The sequence below is a fragment of the Phycisphaerales bacterium genome (assembly GCA_040217175.1).
In the GTDB taxonomy this organism is placed as follows: Bacteria; Planctomycetota; Phycisphaerae; order Phycisphaerales; family UBA1924; genus JAHCJI01.
This window is the reverse complement of record JAVJNT010000001.1, coordinates 1,205,280-1,223,907: the sequence shown is the minus strand read 5'-3', so window position 1 is coordinate 1,223,907 and position 18,628 is coordinate 1,205,280. Positions and strand designations below refer to the sequence as shown.

The window sequence follows — 18,628 nt, the reverse complement described above, 5'->3', positions numbered from 1 at the left end:
GTGTATTGGGAGGATACCCGTCGCGCTTGCGGAACGCGGCTTAACGACAACCGGCGTCGAAGGCGTTCTGGAAAAGCAGGAAGTCGAAGACGGTAAAGTTGCCGTCTCCGTCAAAGTCGGCCTTGGGGTCACCGGCGTCGAACAGGTTTTGGAACGCGAGGAAGTCGAAGATCGTTGCCTGGCCATCCAGGTCGAGATCCGCAAGGCAGGTGTCGCGGCCGAAGACTACAAAGGCGCGCCCCGGTAAGGAAGCGCCACCAAGGTTGGTTCGATCGGCCCCGATCACAAGGTCATCGAAGCCATCGCCATTGACATCGCCTGCGGCGCCAATGTCGATGCCGCACGTGTCCAGCGACTCCCATGATTGGGCGGTGAAGCCATCGCGCCCATCCAGATCTCCGAGATCGAGGCGGGCGGGAAACGGACGGGGGGCATCCGATCCACGACCAAAGACCACGAAGGCCTTCCCGGCGGCTGGCGAATAGGGGTCCGTTAGATTGGCATAGAACGCGCCAATGCCCACGTCGCCCACGCCATCGCCATTGATGTCGCCCACGGCGACAGCTGCAAAGCCCGTCCTATCGCGATCGGCGACGCCAAGCATCACAAAGCCTTGCGTACCGTCGAGGTCTGCCAGCTCGATCTGCGGTGGCAAGCCGCCCGCAGATTCGGCTCGACCGTACACCACGTAGGCGACACCGGGGCGGCCGCGGCCGTCGATCAGGGCGTTGCTGGCTCCGATGATCGCATCGTCGATGCGATCACCATTGAGATCTCCCGCAAGACCCACGCTTAGACCGGCGCCGTCGTTTGCCAATGCACCGGGCATGCGCACCCCATCGCCAGCCGCGAGTTCGGCAAGCGAAAGAGCCGCAGGGAACGCCCCGCTGGCGGAGCTGTCGCGACCAAACACGATGTATGCTTCGCCCGCCCTATCGCGACCATCTGGTGATGCACGAAACGCCCCTAGCAAGAGGTCGTCGATGCCGTCGTCGTTCAAGTCGCCGCCGAAGGCCAACCCCAACCCCAGTTGGTCGCCCGCTTCGGCGCCGTCGATGCGGAAACCGATCTCGCCGTCCAGGGACTGGACGTCGAGCACATCGGGGAACGGGCCCTGCGTTGCTGTGTTGCGGCCAAAAATGATGTAGCAACTCCCGGCGTCGATGCGGCCATCGGGATCGGCATAAAGGGAGCCGACGGCAACGTCGGGTATGCCATCACCGTTGATGTCACCGAGACCGGCCAGACGAGAGGCTTGGGTTTCCACGCGGAATCCGTCCTCGCTCGAGAACGAAGCGAGGTCGAGCGTGTCCGGGAAGCCCGTGTCGCGACCGAATACCACGTACACGGAGACACCTTCGGACAAGGCGAAGTCATCGAGCCCGTCGCCATTGATGTCGCCGACACCTCGCGCGTTGCTTCCTGCGAAGCGTGTAATTCCGAACAGACGGAAGCCGTCTTCACCAGCAAGCATGGCGCCATCAATGCTTGGCGGGAACAACGCGCCTGCGGTCGAGTCGCGTCCGAAGAGCACAAATGCCTGGCCGGCGCGATACCGGCCTTGAGGGCTGGCGAACGGGCTGCCGAAGAGCAGATCATCGAGGCCGTCGCCGTTCACATCGCCCGCGCCCGTGGCAGATCGTCCGAAACCATCGCGACTGAACTCCCCGTTTACGACGAACCCGGTGTGACCGTCGAGCTCGCGCAGGTCGAGTATCGCTGGGAACGGCTCGCGGACGGGTTCGCTCTGGCCCCACGACATCGACGGGTAGGCTACTGGCAAGCCGGCCGCTAGCACGACCAAGTATGGCCGGAATCGTCCCCGAAGCGTCATCGCGTTCCTCCATCTCCCATGGTCAAGCCCACCAATGCAAACAAGTTACCAGAAAGTGACGGCGCTGTCAAGACCGATCGCGGTGGTCGTGAAGCGAATGTTGGGTGGCTGCCTGCCGCCAATTGCTGGGCGTCATGCCGACGTGGTCGTGGAAGGCCTTGGTAAAGTGGCTGTGGCGGCAGAAGCCGGTGCGCAGGGCGATCTCGCGGAGTGGGAGGCCTTGCTCCATCAGGTCCATTGCCGCCGCCAGGCGCAGCCGCGTGAGGTACTGGTGGATCGTCTGGCCCGTCCAGCGGCGGAACGTGCGGGCGAGGTGGAAGGGCGAGCAGTCCAGCTCGTCCGCAAGCGTATCGAGCGTCAGGCGTTCGGCGAATCGCAGCGCGAGGACGTACTTGGCGTCCTCGGCGAGGCACCGGTGGGCGCGACGCGTGGGCTCGCGGGCCGCCGACGATCGGCGCTGCGTGGCGGAGCGTCCGGGCTCGATGGCTCGCTCGAAGAGACGGAGCACGGTCTCGTCCACGGCGATCGGATCGCTGCTGGCGGCTTCGCTGGTGAGGTCGTTGGCCAGTTTGCGCTGATCGCGGAAGAGCGTCGCATCGCACGGCGTGTGGGTGAACGCAAACAGCGACGTCGGATCATCGCCGTCGAGTCCGAGGCCTCGCGCCACCTCGATCGCGGTGGCTGGACTCACGCTGAACCACTCGCAGCGGTCGCCGCGCACCGAGATGGCCTCCCGCGTGTAGATCGCGTGTGCGTTGTAGACCATGACGGTGTTGGCGTCGGCGATGACCGGGTCGGCATCGGCCTGCGCGATCGTGACGGGCTCGCGTGCGAACACCACCGTCGGCCACACGATCGGGCCGGTGTCGCGAAAGTCGGGCGACTCGATGGGGAGGCGGAACCGCCCGTGCTGCCAGCGGGCCGAGCCGACCATGAGGCAGTTGTGCTGGCTGCCGTCCGCCGGAGGCGTGTCCGAGAACGTCATGGCTGCCCTCTCCAGTTGCGTCCGCGGCATGCGGGCGTGCAACAACCCTGCTCAGTCCATACCCCGGGGGGGCGGAGGTGGTTGCGTTCGTGGCACAATGTCATGGTCCGCTTCCAAGGAGATCCGCCATGCGCCGCTTCCCCCTCGCCGTCTTGCTCGCCGCTCTCTCGGGTCATGCGACCGCGTTCGCCCAGTTCGCCGAGCCGGGCGTGATCGTGCACCAGGAGTTCACCGGGGCCGGCCAGTTCGGCTGGGCGGTCTCCGAGCTCACCGACATCGACGGTGATGGCGCGATGGAGGCGGTCGTGTGCGCCCCGACCGCCCCCGGCGGCGGGCGCGTCGTGGTCTACAGCGGTCGCACCGGCGACGTGCTGATGGACCTGGCTCCCGATGGGCCGGGCGAGGCGTTCGGCTGGGCGGCGGCCGACGCGGGCGACGTTGATGGCGATGGCGTGCACGACGTGATCGTCGGTGCGCCGGGCCGTGGTGCCAACGCCGGAGCCGTCTACGTGTTCTCGGGTGCCGCGGCGACGCGGGGTGATCTCATCCGTCGCGTCGACAGCATCAATGGGATCGAACGCTTCGGCTCGGCCGTCTCGTGGCTCGGAGACGTCGATGGGGAGGGGCTGGGCGAGGTGGTCGTTGGCGCGCCGACGAGCGACGTGAGCGATCCGACGGACCCGATGTCGAACGACGGCCGCGCCTACGTGCTCCGCGGGCTCGATGGCTCGCCGCTCCACACGATCGATGGCTCCGCTCCCGGGGCGACGATGGGTGCGGGCCTTGGCGGACTGAACGACATCGACGGTGACGGCGTGCGCGACGTTGCCGTCGGCTCGAGCGGTGCGTCCCGGGCCGACGTGTTCTCGGGCGCGACCGGCATGCCGATCCTCGGTCCGCTGGAGCCGACCGAGCGCGCCGCGTCGTTCGGCACGTTCTTCACCGGGCCGGCGGGAGATACCAACGCCGACGGCACGCCCGACGTCTATGTGGGCGACTTCAGCGGCGGCACGGGCGGGCACTTCTATGTGTATAGTGGCGTCGATGGCTCGGTGCTGCTGGACGTGTCGGCAGCGACGCCCGGCGTGGGCTTCGGCCTGGGCTGCGGCCGGGGCGCGGGCGACGTCGACGGCGACGGCCACGACGACGTCATCAGCGGCTCGTACCTGGGCAACCAGGCGACGGTGTTCTCCGGGCGCACGGGCGAGGTCATCCGGTTCATCAGCTACACGAGGCCGGCCTCGCAGTTCGGCTTCGACGCCGTGGGCATCGGCGACGTCACGGGAGACGGACGGATCGACTTCCTCGTTGGCGCGGCCCTCGGCAACCGGGCGTTGATCATCAGCGGGCTGGTGTGCACGGCCGACCTCGACGGCGACGGCGAGCTGACGATCTTCGACTTCCTCGAGTTCCAGAATCGCTTCGACGCCGGGGATTTCATCGCCGACTTTGATGGCGACGGCGACCTGACGATCTTCGACTTCCTGGCGTTCCAGAACGCTTTCGACGCGGGCTGCGCGTAGGAACTCGATCCCGATCGCTTAGGGGGTCGACTCCCGCTGGCGTATGAACTTCGGCGGCGGGAACTCCGCGGCGACCGGCGGCGGTGCACCCTCTTGAGCGAGTTGCTCCCGAAGGTGCGCGGCATAGGCATCGAGCGCGGCGGCTCGCTGGTCGTCGTTCAGGTGGGCCGGGGCCCACGCCACGAACGGCTCGAGCACGCGCATGCCGGTAAACCAGAAGATACCGTGGTGGACGGGTGCCAGGATGGTATCGAGCGTTGGGTTCAGGCTTTCGTATCCCTCGGGCGGTGCGTACATCGACCCGGGTCCGCCCGTGGTCATCGCGACCATCGCGCGCTTGCCCAGCAGCTTGCCCGTGTCATACCAACGACCGCCACCGTACATGCGGCCCATCGCAAGGACGCGGTCGACCCAGCCCTTGAGGATGGCCGGCATTCCGAACCACCAGAGTGGGAATTGAAAGATCACGAGGTCGCAGGCCTCGAGCTTGTCCATCTCGGCGGACACGTCGGGCGCAAAGCCGTCGTGCTCCGACGCGTGCTGCTCCTCGCGCTGCTGCTTGAGATAGCCAGCGTCGGCGGTCGTCGAGAAGTTGCGGCGGTCGCTGACCGGGTCGAAGCCCAAGGCGTAGAGATCACTGACCGTGACCGCATGGCCCGCGGCCTCGAGTTCGCTGGTCGCCCGGGCCGTCATGGCGCCGTTGAAGCTCTCGGGTTCGTGGTGGGCGTGAACGATCAAGGCGTGCATGGCGGCTCCTGGGTTCGATCGAGCCCGAGCGTAGCCAATCGCAAGGTGCGAACGCCCGCCTACTCCGCGGGCTTCTGGTAGATCATGATCAGGTTCCCGCAGGTGTCGTTCAGCGTTGCCATCACCGTACCGGCCATCTCGGAAGGCTCGCCCTTGAATTCGACGCCAAGTCCTTGCAGCCGCTCGTACTCAGCACGGCAGTCGTCCACCTCGAACGCCGTAATGGGAATGCCCTCGGCCATGAGGGCCGCCTTGTACGTCTTGGTGGCCGGGTGCTCGCCGGCTGGTTCGAGCATGAGTTCGGTGCCATCGGCGTCGTCGGGGCTCACGACCGTGAGGAACCGATGATTCGGGTCGGGTGGATCGGTCATCGCCATGTCCTGCTTCTTCACGAAGCCGAGCTTCTCGGTGTAGAAGCGCAGGGCGTGCTCCTGGTCGCTGACTGGGACGCTCTCGAGCTTGATGCGCATGGTGTCCTCCACGAGATAGGGGTACGGACGACGCTAGGACTTGGAGGAATCCGCGTCTTCGCCCTCTCGCGTGTGGCGGATCGACCCGTAGTTGAGCAGCGCAACGAAGATCGAGCCGCCGAAGAGGTTGCCGATGACCGCGAGCACCCACGCAGCCGCGGCGTCGCCCGGCGAAAGGTCGGCGCCCGTGAACGCCGCGGTGAGCATCTCGGCCGTGCCTGCGATCGAGTGGTGCAGACCGCCCAGGCCGATGAGCAGCGTGACGAAGTAGATCAGCATCACCGACGCGACGCCCGGCGGCGTCGAGAGCACGAGCCAGCCGGCCAGGGCCATGAGCCAGCCCGCCAGCACGGCACTCAGCAGCGTTGCAATTGCTCCCGACTCGACGAAGTGGCCGGCGGCCCACGCGTATCCCTCGCTCGCGCCGACCACACCATCGGCACCGGCCAGCAGCAGCGCCCCGAGCACGCAGCCGATCATGTTGCCGAGCAACACGGTGCCCCAGATACGGCCGAGCGAAGGCGCGGCCACGCGGCGATCGAGCACGGGATAGACCGCGAGGGCCGTGTGCTCCGTGAAGAGCTGCGTGCCGCTGATGAGGCACACGACGAAGCCGAGGGGATACACGAGGGCAACCAGCACCCGGTGCAGGATCGAGGGCTCGACGCCCTCGGTCGCGCTTGCCATGACGCCGACGGCCAGCGCGGTGAACGCCATCGTGCCGCCGGCACCAACGGAGCTGAGCAGCAAGGAAAGGAATCGCCGATCGGCTTGCTCGACGCCCTCTTCGATTGCAAGCTGCAGCGTGTCGTTGGGGTGACGCAGCGCGATATCCGTGCGTTTCAGGACGACCGGCTGGTAGGCACGGTGTTCACCGTCGCGCTCGGTTCCGTTCGTGGTGTCTCGGCTTGCGGGGGGTTCGTTGGCGATGGTGTGCTCCTGGGGCAATCCAAGGCGCGTCTGAGAGCGAGGGCTTCCATGAAACTTTCTTCCTCCGGGCGATCTCGGCCTCTTGGAGTCCTAGGAGTGTTCTAGAGAAAGGAAGGCAGGCCATGCGCACCCTCATCATCGGGGCCAACGGGAGCACCGGGTTCAAGGTCGTCCAGCAGCTCAAGGCGGGTGGGAAGCACGAACCCATCGCCATGATCCGCAGCGACGAGCAGCAGCCCAGGTTCGCCGGGGCGGGCGTCGAGACCGTCAAGGGCGACTTGCTCCATCCCATCGACGACGTCGTCGAGGGCTGCGACGCGGTGGTCTTCGCTGCGGGCTCAGGAGCGAAGACCGGCAAGGACATGACGGTGCTGATCGACCAGCTCGGCGCGATTCGCACGGCCGTCGCGGCCCTCAACGCCGGAGCGAAACGCTTCGTGCTGCTGAGCGGCCTGAACACGGATCGCGACGCAAAGGATGATCCGATTCCGCACTGGCGGCGGGCCAAGGGACGAGCCGACGACTTCCTGCGCACCATGCACGAGACGCTCGACGGCGAGGGACTGGAGTACACGATCGTGTGCCCAGGCGCGCTGCACGACGACGATGAGGAGCCCACGGGCGTCGAGCTCGTGTCGCCCGATGGCAAGGGGCTGAGCAAGCCACGAACGAGCCGGGCGAATACGGCCGCGGTCATGGTGACCTGCCTGGACGAGGATGCGGCGATCCGGCAGACGATCGGTGTTGTCGATGGAGAGGCAGAGGCGCGGAATGCGATCAAGGCGTGGAAGGCCTGATCAAGCCAGCCACCGTCCACCGTCGAGACGGATAATTTCGCCATTGACGTATGCGTGGTCGAGCGCGAGGGCGGCTACGAGCCGTGCGGCATCTTCCGGCGTTCCGGTGCGTTGCAGGGGCACACGCCGCAGATAGGCCTGCTGGGACTCTTGATCGCTCTCGTAGCCGGATTCGGGCCAGGCAACGACACCCGGTGCGACGGCGTTGGCTCGTGCCTGCGGCGCCAGGTCGCGGGCGAGGGTTCGGACGAGTTCGATCAGAGCGGCCTTGCTCATGCCATAGGCGGCAAAGTCGCGGCGCGGCCGGCCCATGGCGTGGATGTCGGCCATTGCAACCACGGCGCCGCCGCCTTCGAGCGTGGAGGATCGCAGCATCGACGCGAGCGCCGCGGTGATGAGGAGCGGGCTGGCAGCATTGACGGCGTAGAGCCGCTTCGTCGCTTCCCAGTCGAGATTGCCGTCGAGCGACGTAGGGAAGTAGGCCGACGCATTGTGTACGAGCACGTCGAGGCGGCCGGCTCCCTGCGCAACCTCCGAGCACACGCGCGCCGCGGCGTCGGGATTCGTCATGTCACAAGCGGCTGTGCTCACTCGAACGCCGTGGCTGCTTCGCAATTGGTCCGCAAGCTGGCTGGCTTCTTCACCGCTCGTGTTGTAGGTGATGATGAGGTCGAGGCCGCGCGTAGCGAACTCGGTGGCGATGGCCGCCCCGACGCGCTTTGCCCCGCCGGTAACGAGCGCCACCGGGCGTTCAGCGCTCATGATCGTCCTCGCCCAGCACGTCGCTTGCGCTCGGATCTGGGGTGGCACGCTTGCCCGATTCGGCCCACGCGTCGACGTGCGGCGTCTTGGTCGGCGGCTGGCCTCGGCGTGTCCGGCGGAGGCTGGCGAGCACGAGCAACCCCACGACCAGCACGATCGACGCGAGGATCAGGCCCAACAGCATGAACCAGCCTCGCGCCATCGGGCTGGCGGGCTGGCTGGTCTGGGCGACCAGGTAGGAGAGCGCGGCGATCACATGGGACGATATGGCCGCAGTGCCGCGAGGGTTGCGTGGTCGTTGACGGCTCCGTGGCCGCTGGGGCCGAGATCGGACTCGGGCCGGTCGTGGTACACCAGCGTCACGCGGCCGCCGACCTTGACCAGGCCCGCGGGCTTGCCGGCCTCCCGCAGCAGCGCCAGTGCCTGCTGGTCGGTCAGGTGGTCGGCCATGTCAACGGGCCTGGTCTGGACACGTGCGATGCGCGAGGACGATGTCACGATGCGTTCGATCGTCGGCAACGCGGGCGTGGCGAGGGATTCGGCGAGCCCGCTGGTGGTCGACACGTATGCAACCAACCGCTTGGGCGCCGGTGCGCCGCCGTCGGCGAAGGTGGTCGGTTCCTGGCCGATGCGCATCGGGATCATGGCGTACGCAAGCACGGTGGCGCTGGCGGTCAGTAGCACCATTGCTACCGCGTGGTTGCGTGTGCGACGCTGCTCGCCGCGCCGAGCGACCGCCTGCTGGCCGAGTTGGAGGATCTCGGCCTTGCGATCCATCAGGTCTTGCGTGGGTTGATCAGTCATCGACGTCTCCCTTCGCTTGGGCGCTCAGCGTGGCGATGCCCCGGCGGACCAGGCCATGCACGGCGTGGCGGCTGAGGTCCATGGCTCGCCCAACGGCCGAGAGCGGTAAGCCGTGACCCACGTGCAGCCGGACGGCCTGCCACTGGCGATCGTCGAGCTGGGTTTCGAAGCGACCGAGCATGTGCTCGAGTTGCTCATTCGACGCGGCGGTAACCGAACGGCTGCGAGGCTGGGATTCTCGCCGTGTCCGGGCGGCGTCGCTGCGGATTCGGTCGATGGCGCAGCTCGCGATGGCGGTCTTCAGCCACGCCCGGCAGGCGGGCCACGAGTCCATCGCCGGCAGCTTCCTCGCTGCGCGGAGGTACGCGTCCTGCACGGCGTCGAGGCAGAACGCCTCGTCCCGGCCGGTCAGCCGTCGTGCATCGGCGAGGGCGTTGTCGAAGGTGGCTTCATAGAACACGGCGAAGGCGTCCTGGTCTCCCCGAGCAAAGCGCATAGTGATGGCCCGGGCATCGGGGAGTGAAGCGCCCGGGCCATCGCATTGGTCTGATCGGCCGTGCTCGGGCAAGGATCCTCACTGTCGTGGGCGTCGCTCGGCTCGCATCGCCTCCAATTCGCTCCGGAGCGTCTCACGCTCGTCCTTGAGCCGTTGGTTCTGTCGCTCCAAGTCCTCGGCGACCGTACGTACCTGGCGGAGTTCGAGTTGGAGCGCGGCGATCTCCTGCTCTAGACGCTGGGCCTGTCGCTCTCGGGTGAGGTGCTCGGATTCGATGGCGCGACGCATGTCCTCCATCTGTGCCTGCTGCACGCCGATCTGCTCGGCCGTCTGGCGAGCTTCTCTCACGATCTGGATCGCCTCCTTCTGGGAATCGACCTGCAGCGCGTCCAGAAACTCCGAGAACTGGGACTGCGACTGCGCGCGGCGCATGAAGGACGCCGATTCGGTCAGACGCCCGACCGTCTCCTCGATGGCGTGCTGCTGGTCCATGGTGACGCGAGCGAACAGCAGGCCGGTATCTTCGTGGAATCGCAGATCAGCATCGCCCTGCTCGACCATGTCCAGGGCAATCTCGATGCTCGAGAGCACCGCATCGGCGCCCAGGGCGTGCTCGCCGGCGATGAGGCCCGCGAGCGACTGGACCATCGTGAACCGCTCGAAGTATTCCTCGTGCTCGGGTTCAGACTCGCCGTGTTCCTCGTCGAGCTCTTCGGCGTAGACCGAGATCAAGAACACCGGGGCGCCGCCTCCGCCGCCGACGCCCGCGACCTCCCACATTGCCTCGCGGCCGTCGGGCATGAGCATGGGACGAGACTCGCTGAGGCCTGCCGCCACTCGCAGGGCCGTGGCGACGTCGACCTGCTCGAACTGCATCGCGGGCAGCTGCAGTTCCGCGAATTCCTGAGGGTACAGGATGTTGACGGGGCTCTCGCCGGCCGACTTGCGGATCTGGCGGATGAACGCATCGAGCGAGCCGCCCGTGAACTCGAGGGTAATGAACCGCCGATCGTCGCTCACCGAGCCGCTGACTCCAGCGCGACCGCCCGACTGGCCGAAGGCCTGGGGCGAGGCAACGGACATCGTGGTGGCGGCGATGAGTGCGGCTGCGAGCGTGCGGACGTGCATGGGTGCCTCCTGCGGTCGGGTTCGGCGGGTTCGGGAACGCGGGCCCCACGGCCCGTACGCATGAAACGGAGCCGACGGGGCAGCGCGGCGCGGGGGGACAGATTTTTTCACCCGGCACGCTACCATCTCCCTCACGAATCCGACCCCGAATTATTCCAGGACCCCTTCTCCATGCACTTTGACGCCCACCAGCCGGTCATCGATGACCTCGAGGCGCGGATCTTGACCATCCGCGACTCTCTTTAACTACGACAGCAAGCACGAGAAGCTCTCAGAGCTCGAGAACAGGATGGGCGAGGCGACGTTCTGGGACGACCCCGATGCCGCCCAGAAGACCGTGGCCGAGCTCAAGGTCATCAAGGCCCAGCTCGGCCCGCTCGACAAGGTCGTCGAGGCCTTCGAAGAGGCCCAGGTGGCCTACGAGATGGCCCGGGAGGGCGACGACAAGGACCTGCTGGTCGAGGCCGACGAGGCGCTGCACCAGCTCCAGGAGTCGATGGACAAGGTCGAGATGCAGAGCCTCCTGAGCGGCAAGCACGACCACCGCAACTGCTACTTCACCATCCACGCCGGCGACGGCGGCACCGAGGCCAACGATTGGGCCGAGATGCTGTTCCGGATGTACCTCTACTACCTCGAGAACATGGGCTTCAAGGTCGAAGAGGTCTCCAAGGGCCACGGCGTCGAGACCGGGATCGACCACATCACCCTGCACGTCAAGGGGCCGTTCGCCTTCGGCTACCTCAACTGCGAGCGCGGCACGCACCGGCTGGCGCGAGTGAGTCCGTTCAACGCCCAGGGCAAGCGGCAGACCAGCTTCGCCACGGTCGACGTCACGCCCGAGTTCGAGGACATGGACGTGCAGATCCCAGAAAAGGACCTGGAGATCACGTTCTTCGCGCGCTCCAGCGGTCCGGGCGGGCAGAACGTCAACAAGGTCGCCAGCGCGTGCCGCGTGGTGCACAAGCCTACCGGGCTCATGTTCGTCGCCAGCACCCACCGCGACCAGCCACAGAACAAGGCGCAGGCATTGACGCTGCTGCAGGCCAAGCTCGAGCAGATCGAGGAAGAGAAGCGCAGCGCCGAGATCAAGGAAGCCGCCGGCGGCGACCTCAACCGCGGCTGGGGCACGCAGATCCGAAGCTACGTGCTCTACGACAACCGTGTGAAGGACCATCGCACGAACGTCGAGGGCAATCCCACCGACGTTCTCAACGGCAAGATCGAGAAGTTCATCGATGCCGAGCTGAAGCGACGGCGTTCGGAGAAGGGCTAAGACCTAGCTGCTGGCAGCGCCGTACATCTTCTCGTAGTAGTCGCGGTACGCGCCGCTGCGGACGTGCTGCCACCACTCGGTGTTGTCCTGGTACCAGCGGATCGTGTCTTCGAGGCCCTCGGGCCAGGCGCTGCGCGTGGGCTGCCAGCCGAGCTCGGCCTTCATCTTGGTGGCATCGATGGCATAGCGACGGTCATGCCCGAGCCGGTCGGCCACGGGCCGGATCATGTCCTTGCCCTTGCCCATGACTCCAAGGATGGCATGCGTTAGTTCGAGGTTGCTGCGCTCGTTGTTGCCGCCGATGTTGTAGACCTCGCCCGCACGCCCGCCCTCGAGGACGGCCAGGATGGCCTCGCAGTGATCGACGACGTGCAGCCAGTCTCGCACGTTCTTGCCGTCGCCGTACAGCGGCACTTGCTCGCCCTGCATCAGATTGGTGACGAAGAGTGGGATGACCTTCTCGGGGAACTGGTAGGGCCCGTAGTTGTTGCTGCACCGCGTGACGAGCACGTCCATGCCGAAGGTCCGGTGGAATGCCATCGCCAGCATGTCGGCGGCGGCCTTGGAAGCCGAGTAGGGGCTCGAAGGATCGAGCGGCGTCGTTTCGGTGAAGAGCTCGTCGGGCTCGTCGATCGGGAGCGAGCCGTAGACCTCGTCGGTGCCCACTTGCAGGAAGCGTCCGGCCTTGCCGTCGTCGCCCCAGGTGTTGCGGCAGGCCTGCAAGAGCACCTGCGTGCCGAGCACGTTGCTCGTGATGAACGGCGAGGCGTCCTGGATCGACCGATCGACGTGGCTCTCGGCGGCGAAGTTCACCACCGCGTCGCACTCGGCGAGGAGCGACTGCACGAGCGGTCCGTCGGTGATGTCACCCTTGACGAACGTATAGCGCTCGTGCCCCTCGATGTCGGCGAGATTCTCGAGGTTGCCCGAGTACGTCAGCGCGTCGAGGTTCGTGATGCGCACGCCGGGGCGCCATTCGAGCACCGAGCGCACGAAGTTCGAGCCGATGAAGCCGCAGCCGCCGGTGACGAGAAGATGCTGGAACGCACGCTTGTCAGGCATTGGTGATCCCTTCCGGCACGCGACGCAGCACGTCGGCCAGGTTGTCCTTCCAGTGGGGCATGGGGCCCAGTTCGGCCTCGGTCTGGCCGATATCGAGCACGCTATAGGCTGGCCGTTTGGCGGGTCGTGGGAACTGGTCGTTCGTGCAGGGCTCGATGACGGCAGGGGCGCCGGTGAAGCGCTTGATCTCTTGGGCGAATTCGTACCAGGTGCACTCGCCACCGTCGGTGGCTTGCCAGTGGCCGCGCTTTCCGCGGCTGGCGAGTTCGATGGCACACCCTGCCAGATGATCCGCGGAGGTCGGACGCCCACGCTGATCGTCGACGACCGAGAGCGAGGGCTTCTCGGCCAACAGCTTGCGCATCGTGAGCACGAAGTTCTTGCCCCACGGCGCGTACAGCCAGCTCGTCCGAAGGTGCAGCCAACGGCCGACGTCGCAATCTTCCATCGACTCTTCGCCGACCGCCTTCGAGCGACCGTACGCGTTCAACGGCGCGCGTTCGTGGTCGATCGTGTAGGGCGACTGGCCTTGGCCATCGAAGACATAGTCGGTGCCAAAGGTGACGAGCAAGCCGATCTTGCCGCTATTCAGCATCTGACCGATCGCGTGGCCGTTGGCCTGCGTCGCTTCCGCTTCGTGGGCCTCGGCGCCGTCGACGTCGGTCCACGCAGCGCAATTGAACAGCACCTCGCACGGCGGCATGTTCGCGATGGTCTCTGGCAGCGACAGGTCGACGTCTGCACGCGACAGCGACGTCACCCGAAGGCCGCGGCCGGCGAGGCGGGCCAGCACGGCGCGCCCGAGCATGCCGGTGCCTCCGAGCACGCCAATCGACCTGCCGTCGAGCTCGCTCATCCGTGCTGGACGCCCCATGGAAACGCCTCGACCGCGTCGTGGCCCATGCGGAACTCGTCAGGCGTGCCCGGGTCGTACTGGTGCGTGACGTAGTACAAGAGGCCTGCGGGTTCGTGGCCGACCGTTGCGCAGCCGTGCCAGAGCGGTGGAGGGATGATCACCACGCCCGGCCGACGCTCGCCGACGACGGCTATCCAGCGGCGGCCGTCACTCTCCCGGAACACGCCGGTCTTGACGTGCCCGTTGATGCACAGCCAGAAGTCGGTCTGCTTGGTGTGCCGGTGCCAGGCCTTGATGACGCTGGGGTACATCACCGAGTAGTTGATCTGGCCGGCCGGCCCGAGCACGCCCTGCATCAGGTTCATCACCGACCAGCCGCGGTCGTCGGCGAAGATCGATGCGGGGATGAGCAGGGGCTCGAGCTCTTCCCTTGCCATCTCGAAGGCCTCGGCTGGTGAGAGCTGGACGCTGCGGATGGGCTCGGGCTTGCGCGCTTCGGCGGCGGTGGGCATGTCCGTGTTTTTCGTGGTGGTGGCCGTGCTCATGCGTTCGCTCCCGCGGGCAATCGCACGTGGTTGGCGCCGCCTTCGCGCACCATGGTCGACGCGCGGTGGAGGCTCTCGAACGTGCCGGCGTCGGTCCACCAGCCGTCGAGGGTCTCGTAGGTCAGGTCGCCGCGCTTGAGGTAGAAGTTATTCACGTCGGTGATCTCGAGCTCGCCGCGGGCACTGGGCTCGAGGCTCTCGCACATCTCGAAGACGTCGGCGTCGTAGAAGTAGATGCCGGTCACGGCGCTGTTGCTCGGCGGGTCGGTGGGCTTCTCGATGATCTCGGCGACCTTCTGGTCGTCGCCCTCGCCCTCGAAGCGGACCACGCCGAAGCGCTCGGGGTCGTCGACGGTCTTGAGCAGCAGCTTGGCCCCGCTCTTCTGGGTGAAGAAGTCGCCGGCGGCCTTTTTGATGTTGCCCTCGATGATGTTGTCGCCAAGCACGACGCAGATCTTCTCGCCATCGGCGAAGTCCTTGGCCAGGCGCAACGCGTCGGCGATGCCGCCCTCACCCTCCTGGTAGGCGTAGGCAAGGCGCTTCACGCCCAGGTCGTGGCCGTTCTTGAGCAGCTTCAGGAAGTCGCCGGCGTGCTCTCCGCCGGTGACGATGAGGATCTCGCTGATGCCAGCGTTGAGCAGGCACTGGATCGGGTAGTAGATCATCGGCCGGTCGTAGACCGGCAGCAGGTGCTTGTTCGTCACAAGCGTTAGCGGCCGAAGCCTCGTCCCGAGCCCGCCCGCCAAGATCACGCCCTTCACTGCCCACCTCCTGCGGCTCACTCCGAGTCGTTATCGACCATCGACCTCGGCGACTCGCGTCCGGTTTTCGGGGGACATCCCCAGCCAACGCGGCGGCGTCTCGGTGGTATTGTTGGTCGGGTGGAAGCACAAGCCCGTGCGTGAGCATGAAGTTGGCGCAGACGGGCCTGGCCCGTACCCTGCATCCCAGAGAACTGGACCACGCCCGCGTGGGTCCGACCGACTCCCCTTCCGGACTGGAGGCCAGCGGTGAGTACAAACAGAATCCAAGCGCTCCTCGTCTTGCTTGCCGTGCTGATGGCGACGCCGCTGGCGATGGCCCAGGACACCATCCTCCGCCTGCCGATGCGGACGGCCGGACCCAACACGCTGGACCCTGCCCAGGGCTCGACCACGTACGAGAACATGGCCTGCTCGCAGGTCTACGAGACGCTGCTCCAGCCCAAGTACACCAACCCCAACGAACTCGAGCCGCTGCTGCTGGCCGAGATGCCCACCAGCTACACCGACGAGCAGGGCCGCAAGGTCTGGCAGTTCAAGCTGCGGGAAGACGCCAAGTTCCACGACAGCGAGTGCTTCCCGGGAGGCGAGGGACGGCAGGTCACCACCGACGACGTGTTCTACTCGTGGAAGCGGCTGGCCGACCAGCGCGCCAGCGAGGGCAAGAACTGGTGGCTGCTGAAGGACACCATCGTCGGCTTCAACGAGTACAAGGCCCGGCAGGACCAGGCCGCCGAGTTCGACTACGACGCGCCCGTCGAGGGCCTGCGCAAGCTGAGCGATACCGAGTTCGAGGTCGTGCTCCAGCAGCCCGTCTACCGCTTCATCTGGGTGCTGCAGATGTTCCAGACCTCCATCGTGCCGCGCGAGGCCGTGGAGTACTACAACGCCGAGGGTCGCAACGGGTTCTCGGCCAACCCCGTCGGCACGGGCCCGTTCGTGTTCCGCGAGTGGCGCCCCAAGCAGTCGTTCGTGGTCGTGCGGAACCCCGAGTACCGCGAGGCCTACTACCCCAGCGAGGGCTGGTCGTCCGACGACGTCGAGCGCGGCCTGGCCGACGCCGGCGGGCAGCGCATCCCGATGGTCGATCGCCTCGAGTTCTCGATGTACGTCGAGGACAACCCGCTGTGGCTCGACTTCGAGAACGAGAAGCTGGGCTACATCGAGCTCCCGTATGACTTCTTCCAGAACGCCTTCAACCCGCGTACGAAGCGCATGGACCGCGGCCTCCGCCGCAAGGGCGTGACCTACGTCGTCGAGCCGCAGCTCGACTTCATCTTCCGCTCGTTCAACATGGAAGACGAGCTCGTCGGCGGGTACACCCCTGAGAAGGTCGCCCTCCGCCGCGCGATCAGCCTTGCCGTCGACCTGAACGAGATCAACGAGTCGTTCTACGCCGGCTTGTGCACCGTGTACGACGGTCCCATTCCTCCCGGGCTGGACGGCCACCCCGAGGGAAGCCGCGTCGAGGGAGCCTATCGCGGCCCCAACCTCGAGCTCGCCCGCGAGTATCTCGTCAAGGCCGGCTATCCCAACGGCGAGGGACTTCCGCCCATCCGCTTTGCGACGAGCCGGAGCGGGACGAACGCCCGGCAGACCGCGATGCTCAAGCGTCAGCTCGCCGAGGTCGGCATCCGCATCGAAGAGGTGTTGCTCGACTTCCCCGACCTCATCTCGCAGGTCAACCGCCGCGAAGTCCCGTTCTTCGGCTTCGCATGGGCCAGCGACTATCCCGACGGCGAGAACAACCTCGCGCTGTTCTACTCGCCCAACGCCTCGCCGGGCAGCAACCACTCCAACTACAACCGGCCCGAGTACGACGCCATGTACGAGCGTGCCCGGCTGATGGAGCCCAGCCCCGAGCGGACGGCCTTGTACGAGCAGATGCGTGACATGATCCTCAGCGACTCGCCCTACGTCGGCTCGCTCGCGCGCAACCGATACTTCCTGGTCAACGACCACGTGGACAACGCCAAGCCCACGCAGCGCTTCTGGTCGTGGTTCAAGTACCTCGATACCGAGCAGACCCGCTAAGACCGGTCGAGCACGAAAGGCGGCAAGGCCGGCATGTGGGCGTACGTCCTTCGACGCATCCTGTACAACATCCCCGTGTACATGGGGGTGATCCTCTTTCTCATGATCCTGCTGCGCCTCACCGACCCGGTGACGGCGTACCTGGGCAAGTTCCCAACCTACGACCAGTACAACACCAAACGGTCGGACTTCGGCCTCGACCGGCCGCTGCTGGGAGACTGGCAGATCGGCGGCCGCACGTGGGAATCGCGCGAGGGTGGCCTTGGTGGCGAGTACCTCGCCAAGGGTCGCGGCACGGGCAAGGCCTACGTGCAATGGACTTTCGACCTCCCCGCCGGCACCTACAAGGTGCAGGCGACCTGGCCCACCGTGCAGGACGGTGAGATCGCTCGTTCCGTCGGCGAGTCGGGCCTGGTCTGGGTGCGGCTCATCGAGGACGACATCGCGCTGCGGACCGTCTCGATGGACCAGACGCGTCCGCCGAGATCCATCGAGATCGACGGCATGGGCTGGGCCGACCTGGGCAACGTCGACCTGTCGACGGGCGAGCCGCTCGTCGTCCGCGTGCTCGATGACTCGAGCACGGGCGTGGTAATCGACGCCGTGCGCATCGAGCCCGTGCGTGTGGCCGAGGGCGAGTTACCCGAGCCGCTCGTTGCCGATACCGACGCCGCGAACGTTGAAATCGTCGATGACCCCTGGACCGTCGGCGGCTGGGGCCGCAGCCTGTGGGACAATCAGTACCTCGCGGCTCTCGGCCGGATCGTGACGCTGCGGTTCGACCAGCGGAGTTGGTCGGTCGAGAGCCAGAGCGTGGGCCAGATCATCGCGACCTCGATCGTGCCGAGCCTGTCGGTCACGCTGCCCGTGCTCATCTTGACGACGCTCATCTCCACGAGCCTCGGACTACTCGCGTCGTTCAATCGCGGCAAGCCGCTGGATCGCGGCGTGATGTTCCTGGCCGTGCTGGGCATGAGCATCAGTTACCTGGTGTACGTCATCGTGGGGCAGTACTTCGGGGCGCAGTGGCCTCGACTTGCCTTCGACATCGAGATCTTCTCGACGTTCGGGTACGAACCGGTGCTGCCGATCTGGTCGCAGGTCGAGCAGGAGCTGATCGACAAGGGCGTCGAGGAGCCCGGCGGGCTTCGCATACTGATGTCGTGGTTCGCGTCGGTTCCGGGCTCGCTCAGCCGATGGCCCTACTACTGCCTGCTGCCCGTCTTGATCGGCGTCATCGTCGCGATGGGCTACGACACGCGGTTCTATCGCGCCGTGATGGTCGAGGAGTGCAACAAGGACTACATCCGCACGGCCCGGGCCAAGGGCGCCAGCAACCGCCGCGTGATGTATCGCCACATGCTGCGCAACGCGCTGATCCCGATCATCACCCGCGTGATGATCTCGCTGCCGTTCATCATCATGGGTTCCTTGCTCGTAGAGATCTACTTCGGCATCCCCGGCATGGGCCAGCAGCTCTTTACCGCCATTACGAACAAGGACTTCCCGGTGGTCGAGGCGATCACCGCGCTGCTGGCGGCGCTGTTCATCATCACCAACATCCTGACCGACGTGCTCTACGCCGTGGTCGACCCGCGGGTCACGCTGAAGTGAGAGG

18 protein-coding genes and 1 pseudogene are annotated in these 18,628 nt (G+C 66.3%); 5 read left to right on the top strand and 14 right to left on the bottom strand.

Going from position 1 to position 18,628, the window contains the following annotated elements; all coding sequences use genetic code 11:
* Nucleotides 1-40: 40 nt before the first annotated feature.
* Together RIA68_05285 and RIA68_05280 are read right to left on the bottom strand one after the other, a co-directional pair.
* A complete protein-coding gene (locus RIA68_05285) occupies nt 41-1,762 on the bottom strand; it encodes an integrin alpha (protein MEQ8316850.1) in 1,722 nt (573 codons plus the stop codon).
* A 139-nt stretch (nt 1,763-1,901) separates the two neighbouring features.
* A complete protein-coding gene (locus tag RIA68_05280; protein ID MEQ8316849.1) occupies nt 1,902-2,819 on the bottom strand; it encodes an AraC family transcriptional regulator in 918 nt (305 codons plus the stop codon).
* Nucleotides 2,820-2,947: 128 nt separating this feature from the next.
* Between RIA68_05280 and RIA68_05275 the strand changes: the two genes are divergently transcribed.
* Nucleotides 2,948-4,342 carry an FG-GAP-like repeat-containing protein gene (locus RIA68_05275; protein MEQ8316848.1) on the top strand — a complete coding sequence of 465 codons (1,395 nt, stop codon included), beginning with the start codon at nt 2,948-2,950 and terminating at the stop codon, nt 4,340-4,342.
* Between the two features lie 18 nt (nt 4,343-4,360).
* On the opposite strand, the gene RIA68_05270 is transcribed toward RIA68_05275, so the two are convergent.
* From RIA68_05270 to RIA68_05260, 3 genes are read right to left on the bottom strand one after another with little or no spacing between them, the layout of a single operon-like run.
* The gene (locus RIA68_05270) at nt 4,361-5,089 is read right to left on the bottom strand and encodes an NAD(P)H-dependent oxidoreductase (GenBank protein MEQ8316847.1); all 729 of its coding nucleotides are present in this window, start codon (nt 5,087-5,089) and stop codon (nt 4,361-4,363) included.
* Between the two features lie 59 nt (nt 5,090-5,148).
* Nucleotides 5,149-5,559 (bottom strand): VOC family protein, encoded by a 411-nt coding sequence (locus RIA68_05265; protein ID MEQ8316846.1) that lies wholly within the window; start codon nt 5,557-5,559, stop codon nt 5,149-5,151.
* Between the two features lie 33 nt (nt 5,560-5,592).
* Entirely contained in the window at nt 5,593-6,507 is a 915-nt protein-coding gene (locus RIA68_05260; protein ID MEQ8316845.1) for a formate/nitrite transporter family protein, read from the bottom strand.
* 104 nt (nt 6,508-6,611) lie between these two features.
* Between RIA68_05260 and RIA68_05255 the strand changes: the two genes are divergently transcribed.
* A complete protein-coding gene (locus tag RIA68_05255) occupies nt 6,612-7,286 on the top strand; it encodes an SDR family oxidoreductase (GenBank protein MEQ8316844.1) in 675 nt (224 codons plus the stop codon).
* Here RIA68_05255 and RIA68_05250 read toward each other — a convergent pair whose 3' ends face one another.
* The 5 genes from RIA68_05250 to RIA68_05230 all read right to left on the bottom strand — a co-directional run bounded on the left by RIA68_05250 (nt 7,287) and on the right by RIA68_05230 (nt 10,476).
* Nucleotides 7,287-8,048, bottom strand: coding sequence for an SDR family oxidoreductase (locus tag RIA68_05250; GenBank protein ID MEQ8316843.1), 762 nt, complete (start codon nt 8,046-8,048; stop codon nt 7,287-7,289).
* Nucleotides 8,038-8,304, bottom strand: a complete 267-nt coding sequence (locus RIA68_05245) for a hypothetical protein (GenBank protein ID MEQ8316842.1) — start codon at nt 8,302-8,304, stop codon at nt 8,038-8,040. The genes RIA68_05250 and RIA68_05245 overlap by 11 nt, the downstream gene beginning before the upstream one ends.
* The gene (locus RIA68_05240) at nt 8,301-8,852 is read right to left on the bottom strand and encodes a hypothetical protein (GenBank protein MEQ8316841.1); all 552 of its coding nucleotides are present in this window, start codon (nt 8,850-8,852) and stop codon (nt 8,301-8,303) included. The genes RIA68_05245 and RIA68_05240 overlap by 4 nt, the downstream gene beginning before the upstream one ends.
* Nucleotides 8,845-9,312: a sigma-70 family RNA polymerase sigma factor gene (locus RIA68_05235; GenBank protein MEQ8316840.1), complete on the bottom strand. Its 468-nt coding sequence runs from the start codon at nt 9,310-9,312 to the stop codon at nt 8,845-8,847. The genes RIA68_05240 and RIA68_05235 overlap by 8 nt, the downstream gene beginning before the upstream one ends.
* A 114-nt stretch (nt 9,313-9,426) precedes the next feature.
* Nucleotides 9,427-10,476 (bottom strand): hypothetical protein, encoded by a 1,050-nt coding sequence (locus RIA68_05230; protein ID MEQ8316839.1) that lies wholly within the window; start codon nt 10,474-10,476, stop codon nt 9,427-9,429.
* A 250-nt stretch (nt 10,477-10,726) separates the two neighbouring features.
* Between RIA68_05230 and prfB the strand changes: the two are divergent.
* A pseudogene (gene prfB, locus RIA68_05225) lies at nt 10,727-11,752 on the top strand (peptide chain release factor 2).
* Nucleotides 11,753-11,755: 3 nt separating this feature from the next.
* Here prfB and rfbB read toward each other — a convergent pair.
* From rfbB to RIA68_05205, 4 genes are read right to left on the bottom strand one after another with little or no spacing between them, the layout of a single operon-like run.
* Entirely contained in the window at nt 11,756-12,814 is a 1,059-nt protein-coding gene (rfbB, locus tag RIA68_05220) for a dTDP-glucose 4,6-dehydratase (GenBank protein ID MEQ8316838.1), read from the bottom strand.
* On the bottom strand, nt 12,807-13,670 hold the full coding sequence (locus RIA68_05215) for a sugar nucleotide-binding protein (protein ID MEQ8316837.1): 864 nt from the start codon (nt 13,668-13,670) through the stop codon (nt 12,807-12,809). The genes rfbB and RIA68_05215 overlap by 8 nt, the downstream gene beginning before the upstream one ends.
* The gene (locus RIA68_05210) at nt 13,667-14,215 is read right to left on the bottom strand and encodes a hypothetical protein (protein ID MEQ8316836.1); all 549 of its coding nucleotides are present in this window, start codon (nt 14,213-14,215) and stop codon (nt 13,667-13,669) included. The genes RIA68_05215 and RIA68_05210 overlap by 4 nt, the downstream gene beginning before the upstream one ends.
* Nucleotides 14,212-14,976, bottom strand: a complete 765-nt coding sequence (locus tag RIA68_05205) for a sugar phosphate nucleotidyltransferase (protein MEQ8316835.1) — start codon at nt 14,974-14,976, stop codon at nt 14,212-14,214. The genes RIA68_05210 and RIA68_05205 overlap by 4 nt, the downstream gene beginning before the upstream one ends.
* A gap of 249 nt (nt 14,977-15,225) precedes the next feature.
* On the opposite strand from RIA68_05205, the gene RIA68_05200 reads away from it, so the two are divergent.
* Together RIA68_05200 and RIA68_05195 are read left to right on the top strand one after the other, a co-directional pair.
* Nucleotides 15,226-17,010, top strand: coding sequence for an ABC transporter substrate-binding protein (locus RIA68_05200; protein ID MEQ8316834.1), 1,785 nt, complete (start codon nt 15,226-15,228; stop codon nt 17,008-17,010).
* Nucleotides 17,011-17,043: 33 nt separating this feature from the next.
* On the top strand, nt 17,044-18,624 hold the full coding sequence (locus tag RIA68_05195) for an ABC transporter permease subunit (GenBank protein ID MEQ8316833.1): 1,581 nt from the start codon (nt 17,044-17,046) through the stop codon (nt 18,622-18,624).
* Nucleotides 18,625-18,628 lie beyond the last annotated feature (4 nt).